This is a genomic window from Ensifer sp. Root1252 (assembly GCF_001425885.1).
Classification (GTDB): Bacteria; Pseudomonadota; Alphaproteobacteria; order Rhizobiales; family Rhizobiaceae; genus Ensifer; species Ensifer canadensis.
Window position 1 is genome coordinate 59,522 of the sequence record NZ_LMDT01000021.1, and the last position, 12,607, is coordinate 72,128.

General features: G+C 58.8%; 12 protein-coding genes. 6 read left to right on the forward strand and 6 right to left on the reverse strand.

Translation table 11 applies throughout. From position 1 onward, the window contains the following. Nucleotides 1–175: 175 nt before the first annotated feature. From ASD02_RS38365 to ASD02_RS39880, 3 genes are all read right to left on the reverse strand, one after another. On the reverse strand, nucleotides 176–403 hold the full coding sequence (locus ASD02_RS38365; protein ID WP_156408436.1) for a hypothetical protein: 228 nt from the start codon (nucleotides 401–403) through the stop codon (nucleotides 176–178). Between the two features lie 99 nt (nucleotides 404–502). After that, the gene (locus tag ASD02_RS39875; RefSeq protein WP_057220245.1) at nucleotides 503–688 is read right to left on the reverse strand and encodes a hypothetical protein; all 186 of its coding nucleotides are present in this window, start codon (nucleotides 686–688) and stop codon (nucleotides 503–505) included. 60 nt (nucleotides 689–748) lie between these two features. Then, the gene (locus ASD02_RS39880; protein WP_057258479.1) at nucleotides 749–961 is read right to left on the reverse strand and encodes a lysozyme; all 213 of its coding nucleotides are present in this window, start codon (nucleotides 959–961) and stop codon (nucleotides 749–751) included. 208 nt (nucleotides 962–1,169) lie between these two features. Here ASD02_RS39880 and ASD02_RS20705 point away from each other — a divergent pair, with 208 nt between their 5' ends. Both ASD02_RS20705 and ASD02_RS20710 read left to right on the forward strand, forming a co-directional pair. Beyond that, nucleotides 1,170–1,430 carry a hypothetical protein gene (locus tag ASD02_RS20705; RefSeq protein WP_057220247.1) on the forward strand — a complete coding sequence of 87 codons (261 nt, stop codon included), beginning with the start codon at nucleotides 1,170–1,172 and terminating at the stop codon, nucleotides 1,428–1,430. 688 nt (nucleotides 1,431–2,118) lie between these two features. After that, complete coding sequence (locus tag ASD02_RS20710; protein WP_057220248.1) at nucleotides 2,119–2,535, forward strand: AAA family ATPase; 417 nt, start codon at nucleotides 2,119–2,121, stop codon at nucleotides 2,533–2,535. Nucleotides 2,536–2,569: 34 nt separating this feature from the next. On the opposite strand, the gene ASD02_RS20715 is transcribed toward ASD02_RS20710, so the two are convergent. Then, on the reverse strand, nucleotides 2,570–3,619 hold the full coding sequence (locus tag ASD02_RS20715; RefSeq protein WP_057220249.1) for a capsular biosynthesis protein: 1,050 nt from the start codon (nucleotides 3,617–3,619) through the stop codon (nucleotides 2,570–2,572). Between the two features lie 359 nt (nucleotides 3,620–3,978). Between ASD02_RS20715 and ASD02_RS20720 the strand changes: the two genes are divergently transcribed. The 4 genes from ASD02_RS20720 (at nucleotide 3,979) to ASD02_RS20735 (ending at nucleotide 8,724) form a co-directional block, all read left to right on the forward strand. Beyond that, nucleotides 3,979–4,791, forward strand: coding sequence for a TIM barrel protein (locus tag ASD02_RS20720; RefSeq protein WP_057220250.1), 813 nt, complete (start codon nucleotides 3,979–3,981; stop codon nucleotides 4,789–4,791). A 237-nt stretch (nucleotides 4,792–5,028) separates the two neighbouring features. Then, nucleotides 5,029–5,958: a sugar ABC transporter substrate-binding protein gene (locus ASD02_RS20725; protein WP_053250057.1), complete on the forward strand. Its 930-nt coding sequence runs from the start codon at nucleotides 5,029–5,031 to the stop codon at nucleotides 5,956–5,958. A gap of 163 nt (nucleotides 5,959–6,121) precedes the next feature. Beyond that, nucleotides 6,122–7,663 carry a sugar ABC transporter ATP-binding protein gene (locus ASD02_RS20730; protein WP_057220251.1) on the forward strand — a complete coding sequence of 514 codons (1,542 nt, stop codon included), beginning with the start codon at nucleotides 6,122–6,124 and terminating at the stop codon, nucleotides 7,661–7,663. 35 nt (nucleotides 7,664–7,698) lie between these two features. Further along, on the forward strand, nucleotides 7,699–8,724 hold the full coding sequence (locus ASD02_RS20735) for an ABC transporter permease (protein ID WP_057204556.1): 1,026 nt from the start codon (nucleotides 7,699–7,701) through the stop codon (nucleotides 8,722–8,724). A gap of 381 nt (nucleotides 8,725–9,105) precedes the next feature. On the opposite strand, the gene ASD02_RS20740 is transcribed toward ASD02_RS20735, so the two are convergent. Beyond that, on the reverse strand, nucleotides 9,106–10,008 hold the full coding sequence (locus ASD02_RS20740) for a zincin-like metallopeptidase domain-containing protein (protein WP_057220252.1): 903 nt from the start codon (nucleotides 10,006–10,008) through the stop codon (nucleotides 9,106–9,108). Between the two features lie 1,829 nt (nucleotides 10,009–11,837). Beyond that, nucleotides 11,838–12,152, reverse strand: a complete 315-nt coding sequence (locus ASD02_RS20750) for a c-type cytochrome (protein ID WP_057220254.1) — start codon at nucleotides 12,150–12,152, stop codon at nucleotides 11,838–11,840. Nucleotides 12,153–12,607 lie beyond the last annotated feature (455 nt).

The window sequence follows — 12,607 nt, forward strand, 5'->3', positions numbered from 1 at the left end:
TGCCCTCGCGTCTGCGCATGCAATGCAATGCTATGCTGATGGTTATTTCGAGCAACCGGCGTGCGCCGCGCACATCCGATTGTGAGAAGCGACCTGCCGCGCGAACGGCTGATCGTTGGCGATCATGAACTGACGCGTCGCCCCCGACGGCGTCAGCATCGCGTAGCCGGCGCCGTCAGTCGCGCCGCTTGTCTGCGAGCACCCAGATACCGCCCAGCTCATGGCAAAGATCGGCATCAGATAGAGAATTGACCGCTGCATTGGTCCGGTTCCTTTCCTTGATGATTTCCCTGGAGCGGCCGAGTTGCGCGGAACGCTCAAGTTCCCTGCCCTCGCTTCGCGCTGCTGGCAGCCACCAGGTGTTCGCAGTGAGGAAGACGAGAAACCTGCCCAGCCGCACCATCTACCGCCCCTATGATCGTATTCGGGCTCACGACCGCACCTTGCGAAAAATGCCGGAGATCGCAAGAGCGAGGATGACCGTGGCGACGATGCTCCGGGACTATTGCCCGATCGTCAGCGCTTCCTGCTGACCGATGATCGCGTCAACCACGTCAGGGATGGCTGGGCGGATTGCGACGCCGACGCCCGCGGCGCCGCTACCGCCGATGACAGCAACATCAGTCGATGGCGCCTTGGTAGACGCCTCGACGGTGTTGCTCGCGACGAACTCGCCCTTAGCCCACAAGCCAGCTTCGGCCGCGCGCCGGTTGACAAGGCCCCTTCTTGCCGCCAGCGTTGCCCCCCTTTATGAGTTCGGTCGGCACGGCGTCGTGTCGCCGGCATTCAGCTTTTTGAGCAGCGTCGACTTGCCGAGCCTGCCAATATTGAAATCGAAGGACACGAGCACGGCGTGCTGGTTATCCGTCAGCGGCACCTTGACCAGGCGCGAGACTCGTTCCTCGAACTTGGCGAGATCGGCGCGAAGGATCGCCTCCGCCTCTGCCTCGGTGATGATCATGCTCGGCGTCACCACCGGAGCACTGGCCGCGTCAGTGTGGCCGTAGCAGATGGTCCAGATGCCGCCTACGTCTCGGTAGGCCTTCCCATTGCTTGACGAGCGCAAGGCCCGCCGCGTTGATGCGTCGGTTCATGGTGTTAACCTCTTTTGTTTTCAGGGAAACATGCGATAGTTGATAAGCGGCAAGGCCAGGTCAGGAGAGACCGTTATGGACCTTGAAAGGATCGGTAGATCCCGTTTGAAAATGAGGCTTCCAGCGTTGCGAGCGTTGATTGACGCCCAACAGACCCAGGCCTTTCGTGCGTTATGTGAAGAATACGCACTCGTCGCCATGGCTCGAGATGAATTGACCGCTGCGCTCCCTCATCCTCCTATCGATCTCGACGGTTTGGACACCATCTGCGCTGAAATCGAAAGCGATGTCGATCTACTGCTGCGAACACCTAACGTAAGCCGGATCTGGCGGTAGGTCATAGCGATGTTCTTGATGGTTGAAGATTGGTCGTATCACGAAGTGCTGCCTCTGAGAGAAACCTAGCCCACTGTTTTCATGGATAAAAATCCTACCCTGAGGCAACACTAAATTAACCCGCAACCGGTCTATTCGTTGGCAGTCGCCGCTGTCCCTGCAGAGATCGAGGCGGCTCTAACCGCAGTCCTCTGGTACCCGGGGGCTGCGGTTCAGCCGTTGGCAGCCTCTGCAAACATAAGCTCGCATCCGCCTAGGTGTTAACCATAGCCGGCGTCGCCTCGGGCGCACCGGGGACAGACCTTCCTGCCTTTCGATCTTTTCACTCCGGAGAACATCTGACGAAGTATGTCGGTGGCCACATCAAACCGGAGTACAAGAAGGTGGGCCGCTTCGACCGCCGCCGCAAGGAGAACCAGAGCGGCAAGCGGTGCTTTCCCTGTGCGAATACAATCCTGATGGGCCGAACCGCACGATACCCGTGTCGTCAAGGGCAGCGAAAACGCTCGTAGACCAGGTGTGCACGGCGGAAATGACGGTCGGGAAACAGCACCACTTGCCGTGACCGATTTTGGCTTCGTCACTTTCCTAAGACCTATTTACACTTTCACCACGACGCTATTGACACTTTCCCCGCAGGTCTATTGCAACTTTCCCCGCATCGCTTTTTGCCGAGAAATGAAGTGACATGGACGACAGTCTCTTACCGCATCATCTACACTCCCAACTGAAGGCTGCTCTTACATCAGCGCGAGTGGTTAACACTATCGGGCCACGGCAGGTCGGGAAGACGACGCTTGTACGCGATCTATTGAGCGTCGGAAAATTCATTACACTAGATGACGAAGGTGCGCTTGTTGCTATCGAGGTTGATCCAAAAGGACAGCTGGACGCTCTGCTGGCTGAGACGAAAGTAGGCCCGCTCATTATCGACGAAGCCCAGCGATCAACGAAATTGGCCTTGGCATTGAAGAGGCTTGTGGACGAAAATCGAGCAATGGGCCAGTTCGTCCTGGCAGGTTCTTCCAACGTCTTCATTTCCGCGCACGTGGCGGACTCGTTGAGAAAAATTGGAATGGTGCGTAATCACGGGCTCGAACCGTGAACTCGCTGATTAAGAAATCGGGGCCATCAAAAAATCAGGCATGCCGTCCAGTTGTGGCGATTTCTTCGACCAGATAATCGATTGCCTGGAGCGGCTCCAACATCGCCCAGGTCTGTGGATGACGATAGACGGGGTAGAGGCCGAATGCTGCGAAAGTAAGCTGATCGAGGGTGGGGCGTGCAATTGCCCGTCTCGCATGGGCCAATTGGGCACGGTCTTCCACGTGGTCTTCTGTCAGCCCCCAGCCCGCATAAAATGGGGTCGCATAACAACGAACGGGAAGGCCACGCAAAAGTGCGTCGAAACCCATTTGGCTGGAGACGGTCCATACTTCATCGACGACAGCGAGAATGGCCGCAGCAGACACCTTGTCGGCCATCAGCGTTACGCCTGGCAACTTCGATGCCCGTTCGGTCATATAGCCCTTGCGATGACCGGCAATAACGTCTGGATGCGTGCGAACGACAATCTGCGCGCCGCTTGCAAGCGCATCATCCAACATGCGGTCAAAGGAGGAAGGCGAGCCTAACGCCTTTTCTACGGAAACATCGCCAAACACCTGATCAACCAGCAGTATCCTGCGCCGTGTCGACGGGTCGAGACGAGGCTCGCTGTGAGGGAGGTTGTTGTATTTCGACAGCTTGTGCGCCACCAGGGCTTCACGGATCGAGGCACCAACATCATGCGCCAAGCCGCCAGCCGCATCACGGATCAGCAATTCCAATCGAGAGGCGCGACCGGCATCGACCGGCAGCGCTTTATCATCGACGACGATCGAAATCGGAACACTTCCATCCTTGCCGAGACCGACGGAGCGAAGGAAACCATCCTCGAGATGCCAATGCGGAAGGTGACGCAATCGCGCAATTCGCATCGCTGTCTGTGCTGGCAGACGACCACCCCAGGAAACGATGCCATCGAGCCTGGGGGCAAGCGTCGAGCGAAGCGGTGCATCGCCGAAATAGCGACCCAACCAAGGGAACGCCTTGTGCACGAAATAAGTCGCCCCGAGCCTTGCCCCCCATTTCGGGTGCCAGGGTCGGACTTGCGTCGCGGTTGGTGCGGGATTGTCGAGCACGTCCATATTCTCACTCTGCCAGCCATCACGGCGCGCACCGCCAGAAATCACCTTGCAAAGACAAATGCAAACCGAACTTGCGATACGTCGGGCGGTTGAAGACAGCTTTCTCTGTCCATTCGATCCGAGCAAGAACTCAAAGGCAGTAGTGGCAGTTGCACGTGGACAGTAGATCTGCACTGAGGCCACCTTGAATCTGATTGGATTCCATCATTTGAAGAAGACAATCTTGCAACAATGCAAGTGCTTTGACCGGACGCTCGTCGGCAGCCTCCTAGCCATTGGCGATTTGTCCGGGTAGCTGTAAATGGAATGAACATTCCATTTACAGCTACCGACAAACCACACCTGGAGGAGACATTCCCATGGCCACCCTGCCCTTCGCACTTAATCACATGACAACGCCCGGCCTGCCGCTTGACGCTTTCTTTGCGCTTGCGCGATCGCTGGGCATGACTGCCGTCGAGATCCGCAACGACCTGACCGGCAATGCCATCCTCGATGGCACGCGCCCCGAAGACGTTGCGGCACTGGCAGCAGAACATGGATTGACCATTATCTCAATCAACGCCCTGCAGCGCTTCAATGAATGGAACGGGACCCGTGCCGCCGCGGCCGCGCACCTAATTTCCTACGCGAGGGACTGCGGGGCAAAAGCGCTCGTTCTTGTTCCCGTCAATGATGGCAGCGGCCAGGCCGATGGTGAGCGTCAGGCCAACCTAAAGGAAGCCCTTACGGGGCTGAAGCCGATGCTCGATGCGGCCGGCATCACCGGCCTTGTCGAGCCGCTCGGCTTCGAGATCTGCTCGCTTCGCTCCAAGACGGAGGCTGTTGACGGCATAAGGGCAATCGGCGGCGAGGCTACGTTCCGCGTCGTGCACGACACCTTCCATCACCACCTCGCCGGCGAGCCGGCAATCTATCCCGAGATGACCGGCCTCGTTCATATATCCGGCGTCACTGCCAGCGACGTAGCAATCGCCGATCTGCGCGATTCGGATCGTGTTCTGGTCGACGGGAACGACACCCTCGACAATGTCGGGCAGATCCGCCGCCTGAAGGCTGCAGGTTATTCCGGCCCCTTCTCGTTCGAACCCTTTGCCGATGAAGTCCACGGCGTCGCCGATCCGGCAGCCGCCCTCAAAACCAGCATGGCTTACATCGAAGCCAATATCTGACCGGCAAAGCCGACCGAGCACTGGAAAACGAAGCGAGGCGTCGAAAGACACCCTTGACGGCGCTCGCACAAAATGGAATACATATTCCGTAATTGCAAATCACTGGTTCTTTTATTCCGTTTTGATTGGAGCGCAGCGGGAGTACCGCTTCCGATCAGAGATGGGCGCGACCCGATGTGGTCAGCGTTTCCGGCTGGAGAAGGTGTGGCCGGGCACCAAATGTGGAGGAGAAAGACAATGAAGAAATTCCTGCTGGGTACAGCCATGGCGGTGATGATGTCGACGGCGGCGCATGCCGAAACCATCGGCGTTTCCATGGCGCAGTTCGACGACAACTTCCTGACGGTCCTGCGCAACGGCATGTCCGACTACGCCAAGACGCTCGACGGCGTCGACCTGCAGATCGAAGACGCACAGAACGACGTTTCGAAGCAGCAGAGCCAGATTCAGAACTTCATCGCAGCCGGCGTCACCGCCATCATCGTCAACCCTGTTGATACCGACGCGACGGCCGCGATGTCGAAGATCGCCGCTGACGCCGGCATTCCGCTCGTCTACGTCAACCGCGAGCCTGTAAACGTCGACACCCTGCCGGAAAAGCAGGCCTTCGTCGCTTCCAACGAACAGGAATCCGGCACGCTGCAGACCCAGGAAATCTGCAAGATGCTCGGCGGCAAGGGCAAGGCCGTCGTCATGATGGGGGAGCTTTCCAACCAGGCTGCCCGCATGCGTACCAAGGACATCCATGACGTGCTCGCGACCGAAGCCTGCAAGGGCATCGAGATCGTCGAGGAGCAGACGGCCAACTGGTCGCGCACACAAGGGTCGGACCTGCTCACCAACTGGCTTTCTGCCGGCCTTGAGTTTGACGCCGTGATCTCCAACAACGACGAAATGGCGATCGGCGCGATCCAGGCGCTTAAAGCAGCTGGCCGTCCGATGGACAGCGTCGTCATCGGCGGCATCGACGCGACACAGGATGCGCTTGCAGCCCTGGCCGCAGGTGACCTCGACGTGACAGTGTTCCAGAACGCCGCCGGCCAGGGCAAGGGCTCTGTCGATGCAGCCCTCAAGCTCGCCAAGGGCGAGCCGGTCGAGAAGAAGGTCTACATCCCCTTCGAACTTGTCACGAAGGAAAACATGGCCAGCTATCAGGCGAAGAACTGATGCTTGCATTGGGAGCGCGGGATATCTCGCGCTCCCAACCAAAACAGTCCCGCGGCAGGTGCGCTGATCCTGTAGATTGGCGCCTGCGAGGAGAATGGCTGGTTGACCCACCAGCAGCGAGGACTTTTCCGCGAAAGCCGGAATTGACGGGGAGGCAATGACAATGACGCTCAGTCCGACAACGATGGCCGCCGTGCGCGCCAGCGGCGCTGTACCCAACGCCGAATACCTTCTCACCGTTGAAGGCATTCGCAAGGAGTTTCCGGGCGTCGTCGCGCTCGACGACGTATCCTTCCGGCTTAAGCGCGGCACCGTCCATGCGCTGATGGGCGAGAATGGCGCCGGCAAATCGACGTTGATGAAGATCCTGGCCGGGATCTATACGCCCGATAAGGGTGAGGTGCGGTTGAAGGGCGCCGACATCAGGCTCAAGTCGCCGCTCGACGCGCTCGAAAACGGCATCGCCATGATCCATCAGGAACTGAACCTGATGCCGTTCATGACAGTCGCCGAGAACATCTGGATCCGGCGCGAACCGAAGAACCGCTTCGGCTTTGTCGATCACGGCGAGATGCGCCGCATTACCGCCCGGCTGTTCGATCGTCTGAAGATCAAGCTCGACCCTGAAATCGAGGTCCGCCACCTCTCGGTTGCCAACCGCCAGATGGTCGAGATTGCCAAGGCGGTCTCCTACGAATCCGACGTGCTGATCATGGACGAGCCGACCTCGGCCCTGACGGAACGCGAGGTTGCGCACCTGTTCGAAATCATCCGCGATCTGCGCTCACAGGGCATCGGCATCGTCTATATCACCCACAAAATGAACGAGCTCTTCGAGATTGCCGACGAGTTCTCGGTCTTCCGTGACGGCAAATATATCGGCACGCATGCCTCAAGCGACGTCACCCGCGATGACATCATTCGCATGATGGTCGGTCGCGAAATCACCCAGATGTTCCCGAAAGAAGAGGTGCCGATCGGCGACGTCATGCTTTCGGTCAACAATCTGACGCTTGACGGCGTGTTCCACGACGTCTCTTTCGACGTGCGTGCCGGCGAAATCCTGGGGATCGCCGGGCTGGTCGGCTCCGGCCGCTCGAATGTCGCCGAGACTCTCTTTGGCGTCACCCCGGCAAGCTCCGGCACGATCGCCATCGACGGCAAGACCGTTTCGATCGATAGCCCCAACACCGCCATCCGCAACCGCATGGCGTTCCTGACGGAAGACCGCAAGGACACTGGCTGCCTGCTAATCCTCGACGTGCTTGAAAACATGCAGATCGCCGTACTGCAGGACCGTTTCGTCAGGGCCGGCTTTGTTTCGGAAAAGGACATTACCGCGGCTTGCGAGGAGATGAGCCGCAAGCTTCGGGTCAAGACGCCCAATCTGCAGGAGCGGATCGAGAACCTGTCCGGCGGCAATCAGCAGAAGGTGCTGATCGGCCGTTGGCTGCTCACCAACCCGCGCATCCTGATCCTCGACGAGCCGACGCGCGGCATCGACGTCGGGGCCAAGGCAGAGATCCATCGCCTCGTCACCGAACTCGCCCGCAACGGCGTTGCCGTTATCATGATTTCTTCGGAAATGCCGGAGGTGCTGGGCATGAGCGATCGCATCATGGTCATGCATGAAGGTCGCGTCACCGGCATCCTTCACCGAGCCGAAGCAACCCAGATCAAGGTCATGGAACTCGCCGCCAGCTAAGCGCGAACCGAACGGACCACAGGGAGGAACGAACAATGGAAACCAATGTCGCAGCACAAGGCACCGGCTCGGCCCTTCCGGGTGCGAAGCGTCGGATGCCACCCGAATTCAGCATCTTCCTGGTGCTGATCGGCATCGCGCTTGTCTACGAAATCCTTGGCTGGATCTTCGTCGGACAGAGCTTCCTCATGAACCCGCAGCGCCTGACGATCATGATCCTGCAGGTTGCCGTTATCGGCATCATCGCCGTCGGCGTGACCCAGGTGATCATCACCGGCGGCATTGATCTGTCCTCAGGCTCCGTTGTCGGCATGACCGCGATGTTCTCGGCAAGCGTGGCGCAGGCCTCCACCTGGCCGCGCGCGCTCTATCCATCCTTGACAGACCTGCCGGCCATCGTGCCGATCGGGCTCGGCATCGGCGTCGGCCTGCTTGCCGGTGTCATCAACGGTCAGTTGATCGCCAGAACGAAGATCCCGCCCTTCATCGCCACGCTCGGCATGATGGTTTCGGCACGCGGCATCTCCAAGTGGTACACGAAGGGTCAGCCGGTTTCGGGCCTTACCGAACAGTTCAATTTCATCGGCACCGGCATCTGGCCCGTCATCGTCTTCCTGGTCGTTGCGATCATCTTCCACATTGCCCTTCGCTACACCCGCTACGGCAAGTTCACCTATGCGATCGGCGCCAATGTTCAGGCAGCCCGCGTCTCGGGCATCAATGTCGAGGCGCATCTGATCAAGGTTTACGCCATTGCCGGCATGCTCGCAGGCCTTGCCGGCGTGGTCACCGCCGCCCGCGCTCAGACAGCGCAGGCCGGCATGGGCGTCATGTACGAACTCGACGCGATCGCCGCGACCGTCATCGGTGGCACGTCGCTGACCGGTGGCGTCGGACGCATCACCGGCACCGTGATCGGCACCATCATCCTCGGCGTCATGACCTCCGGCTTCACTTTCCTCAGGGTCGACGCTTACTATCAGGAAATCGTCAAGGGCCTGATCATCGTCGCCGCTGTCGTCATCGACGTCTATCGCCAGAAAAACCGTAAGAAAGCCTGATCCTCCAAAGAAGACCTGTTCTCCCAGTGAGCCAACTGGCCGGGATGATGAAAATCATCCCGGCTTCTTTTGCGCGCTTCCTGCCCGGCAACGCGACTGTAGCTCGCACGACGCACGAGGGCCTAAGCGAGGGTGTCGCGGCGAAGACTGGGGTGTAGCCGACTGAAACGCAACTTGCCGCGAACGTATTGCTCGCAAACGATGCCATTCAACTTGCCCAGCCATCGACGTGGATGCGTCGCTTGAGCAAGCCGCTTTTTTTGGGGGCAAGCGCCGGTACCTGTCAGAGCGAACCCGAAGGTGGTGGCTATGCAAAATCGACATGTTGTGGGCAAGTACTGATCCTGATGCGCGCTCCGTGTCCTCGCGCGAAGGCGGCCGCTAGGCCGCCTCCTGCCTTTCGGGTGAGTTAAGGGTCAGCAGATAGTCACTGGCCTCGGACGCCTTGCTGGCGGCGGTGATGAATGCCTTGCGGTCGCCCTTCAGGATCTTGATCCAGTTGTGAAGGTACTTGGCGTGGTCGGCGCGAGGCTCGGCCGAAACGCCCAGGCGGGCGCACAGGAACGCCGCGCCCAGTTCGGCAACCAGTTCTTCGGCGGCATAGGCATCATCGCCGAAGCGCTTGCCAAAATCGCGCTTGAGGCGCGGTGCACTCCAGTGGGTCAGTTCGTGCAGGGCGACACCGTAGTATGCCTCGGTGGCGCTGCTGGTGGACGTACCGGTGAACAGGTGTTGCGGGGGCAGCACGATTTCGTCGGTGCTGGGCCGGTAGAAGGCAAGCGCGCCTTCATGGCGGATCTTCGCGCCACTGGCGGTGATGAGGGCATCGGCCTTGTCGATCGGGGACACATGGTTGCCCTCGGGCGTTCGTGCTTTCTCGGGCTGGTAGCCATTGACCTGAGCGACGTTGAACACCCAGCTCAGGCGGGCGCAGGGAATGCGGCGGTCATTGTCGTCATCGGCGCCGGCGTCGCCGACATCGTTGCCCCCGCGCTCGAGCATTTTGAACCAGATGACCGGCGTGCCCTTCTCGCCCTTGCGGACGCTAGCGCCCCTTTCGGACCACTGCTTGAAAGTCGCCCATTGATTTTGCGCGTAGCCGGCCTCCTGGGCGGCGACCCACAGCATGACGACGTTGGTGCCGCGATATTCGTGACCCGACATGGCGTTGACCGGCATGGTCGGCGACGGGCTGACCCAGGGACGCTCGCAGGGTCCGCAGTTTTCGAGGGCCTGGAGAATGGTGTCGGTGATGACTTGGTAGGTGTCGCGCTTGGTTTGCATGGTGTGGCTCCTTTCTGGACCGCCTTAGCGGCGGGAGCTTCCAGCAGCGGAGGACCATGAGCGGCGCATGCACCCGCAGGGCCGAAACGCACGTGGAGGAGGGCTTGCCCTTGCTTGCGCCGCTGCCCGTAGCAGCCTGCTCCCCTACGCCCCATCGGTCCGGAAAGAGACGATTGCCCATGCCCGCGCGATCGCCGGGCTTGGTCGATCGACCTTGACCACCGACATTTCATGGTTGCCGACCTCTGGCCGCAAAGTGCTGGATGCTTGTCCTAGCGGTCCGGACCTCAGCGAGGAGGTAGCCGTCAGCCCTCCGTCGCATGCCGCGATCGGGTGAAAATCAGTGAATTTCATGGTATGGTCCCGCCTCACCAAAAAGGGACAGCTTCAATGTACGCACGAGTTGCGTCGCTTCCGGACTTGGACAAAATATTCGCCGCGCCCGCACAACGATGTATCGAGGAGCTCGAGTCCGCTGGATCGAGCCTAGGAGAGGCGGAGAGAAATTTCCGCACACGGCAGAGGGTCGGCGACATTCGGGCACTGATCATAAAGGACGATGATGCTACCGGACTGATCAGCTGGCAAAAAAGAGAAGTGCTCGGCAGCCTGCGAATCCGCGTCTACTTCATTGGCGTAGAAGAGTTTTTCGCACCTCAGGTTCCCTCCACAAGGTTCGGACGGAAATACATGAGGACGCTACAGTCCGAGTTAGGAAACCTGCCGATGCTGTCAATGTGTTGGGGCACCCACCCTGAGGTTGACCGCTGGTACCGTTTGATGGGGTATCGCTTGGCCGAAACATACGGCCAACAACGAAACTTCGTGCTGGAGCCCAGACAGTAAGCGCAAACCGCGACTTTCCTGCGGTTCGACTTACTATCAGGAAATCGTCAAGGGCCTGATCGTTGTTGCCGCCGCGTGATCGACGGTCCCTCACACCCCCGTTTCGACAGAAACCGCATGGTCTTGATCGTTTTTGCCGACCGCCCCCGGCCCCTCATCCTCAATGTCATGAACGCGGCTTCACCTTCCTGCGAGGTGACGCTTACTATCAGGAAATCGACAGTGGATCGTCCGGATTTGGTGTCCGCGAGGTCGCCTGCCCGAAGGTCGCAAGTGGTAAGATCGCCCGGGTATCTATGCTCGCACTCTCAGACCCCAAGGTGGCTGACAGCAACATTCTGCAAACGATCTCTGTCCTCGCTATTGAGCAGCGAATGAAGGAGTTAGGCGTTGCAAAAGGGCATAAAAGCGCCAAGAGCAAGGCTTCGTCGGAGGCAAGGTAAGAAAAGCCACCAAGACCACAACCGCCCATACCAGGGTGCACCATCCCATCGTCGTGACCGAGTAAGACTGGAATTCATCGGACCGTTGACCGTCTGGTTGTCAGGGCCGGTAGTTATCGCACCGTAGATCGAGCTTGCCGCAACCGCTGCCGCCAGCTTTTCTTTCTCGTTTCCCAGAATGCAATAATAGTCTTGCGTTGAGCTTTGCTTTGCCGAATTCGAAGCAAGCCTTTAAATCATCTGATGTTTTCCATCGCGATGAATATGTCCATTCCGTTGAGTTGCTTCACGTTGAGGCTGAAACCCGGGAATGAGAAAGCCAGCTGCCAAAAATCAATGCAGCCTAAGATCTCGCCTTTAAGGCGGCACCATAAATGCGAGAAGCAGCTCTCGTGCGTCAAAGCAAATGGGCGACCGCAGGCGACGGATGGCCAGGCGCATTAAAACGTTCGGCCTGACCGAAGCACTCGCATCTGGCAGTAGGTTACTTCACGCCGACGCACAGCTTCGCCGTCATTGTTGCGTCAAATGGGCAAGGCTTCAATTCCCTAGGCTGAGAATATAGGCAGATACGTCCTGAACATCGCTCTGCGAGAGTACTATGTTCGGCATGGTCGGATGGTCTTGGGCCGTGAGCCAAACGTTTAGCGCCGTTGCGGTCATTCCCGATGTTGCAGCAACCACCTCGAAGCTCGGTGCTTCCGCAATGGGCGATTGCGCTTGATCGGCAAGGACGGCGTGACAGTCTGCGCAGATCTCAAGCGCGAGCTGGCGCCCGTGTTGAACGTCCTGTGCCTGTACCGTCTGAACTGCTGCAATGACACCGGCAATCACCAAGACGATCGCTACGCGCATTGTCATCTCCCCTCTAACTCATCGCGTCTATTTTCAGATCAACCGCTGTCACCTCGCGTCAATGGCAGTGATCGTAACAGGATAATCAGAATGGCCATATGCCAACTTGCACCGCGGGATAACTGGCTGTTCAACCGCGTCTTCAAATCCCCCGACGATATCGTCGATCATTGTGGTCATGCATGGCCGACCTTGGCAGGACTAGCCTTTGGAAGATAATGCCCATCGGTTCTGATCAGTGAGCGTTGGTATTACGGAAACCGGTGCACGGAGCAAATTTTGCGTTGATTTTGTTTCATTTTTTTCGGCTTCCCCGGCAAGGGGCGGAAAGATATCGGCGCCAGCGTCGTCGGCTGTGGCTTGTGACGCTGCTTTTGCCCGCTATCCAGCCACAGCGATGACCTTCAAGCTGCCATGTTGTAGGCGATGGCGGTGAGGCGAATTTGAACGCCTGC

Excerpts from the sequence above, each read along its gene's own strand:
- ASD02_RS38365 (WP_156408436.1), bottom strand. The coding sequence starts at position 403 with ATGGTGCGGCTGGGCAGGTTTCTCGTCTTCCTCACTGCGAACACCTGG.
- ASD02_RS39880 (WP_057258479.1), bottom strand. The coding sequence starts at position 961 with ATGATCATCACCGAGGCAGAGGCGGAGGCGATCCTTCGCGCCGATCTC.
- ASD02_RS20705 (WP_057220247.1), top strand. The coding sequence starts at position 1,170 with ATGGACCTTGAAAGGATCGGTAGATCCCGTTTGAAAATGAGGCTTCCA.
- ASD02_RS20710 (WP_057220248.1), top strand. The coding sequence starts at position 2,119 with ATGGACGACAGTCTCTTACCGCATCATCTACACTCCCAACTGAAGGCT.
- ASD02_RS20715 (WP_057220249.1), bottom strand. The coding sequence starts at position 3,619 with ATGGACGTGCTCGACAATCCCGCACCAACCGCGACGCAAGTCCGACCC.
- ASD02_RS20720 (WP_057220250.1), top strand. The coding sequence starts at position 3,979 with ATGGCCACCCTGCCCTTCGCACTTAATCACATGACAACGCCCGGCCTG.
- ASD02_RS20725 (WP_053250057.1), top strand. The coding sequence starts at position 5,029 with ATGAAGAAATTCCTGCTGGGTACAGCCATGGCGGTGATGATGTCGACG.
- ASD02_RS20730 (WP_057220251.1), top strand. The coding sequence starts at position 6,122 with ATGACGCTCAGTCCGACAACGATGGCCGCCGTGCGCGCCAGCGGCGCT.
- ASD02_RS20735 (WP_057204556.1), top strand. The coding sequence starts at position 7,699 with ATGGAAACCAATGTCGCAGCACAAGGCACCGGCTCGGCCCTTCCGGGT.
- ASD02_RS20740 (WP_057220252.1), bottom strand. The coding sequence starts at position 10,008 with ATGCAAACCAAGCGCGACACCTACCAAGTCATCACCGACACCATTCTC.
- ASD02_RS20750 (WP_057220254.1), bottom strand. The coding sequence starts at position 12,152 with ATGCGCGTAGCGATCGTCTTGGTGATTGCCGGTGTCATTGCAGCAGTT.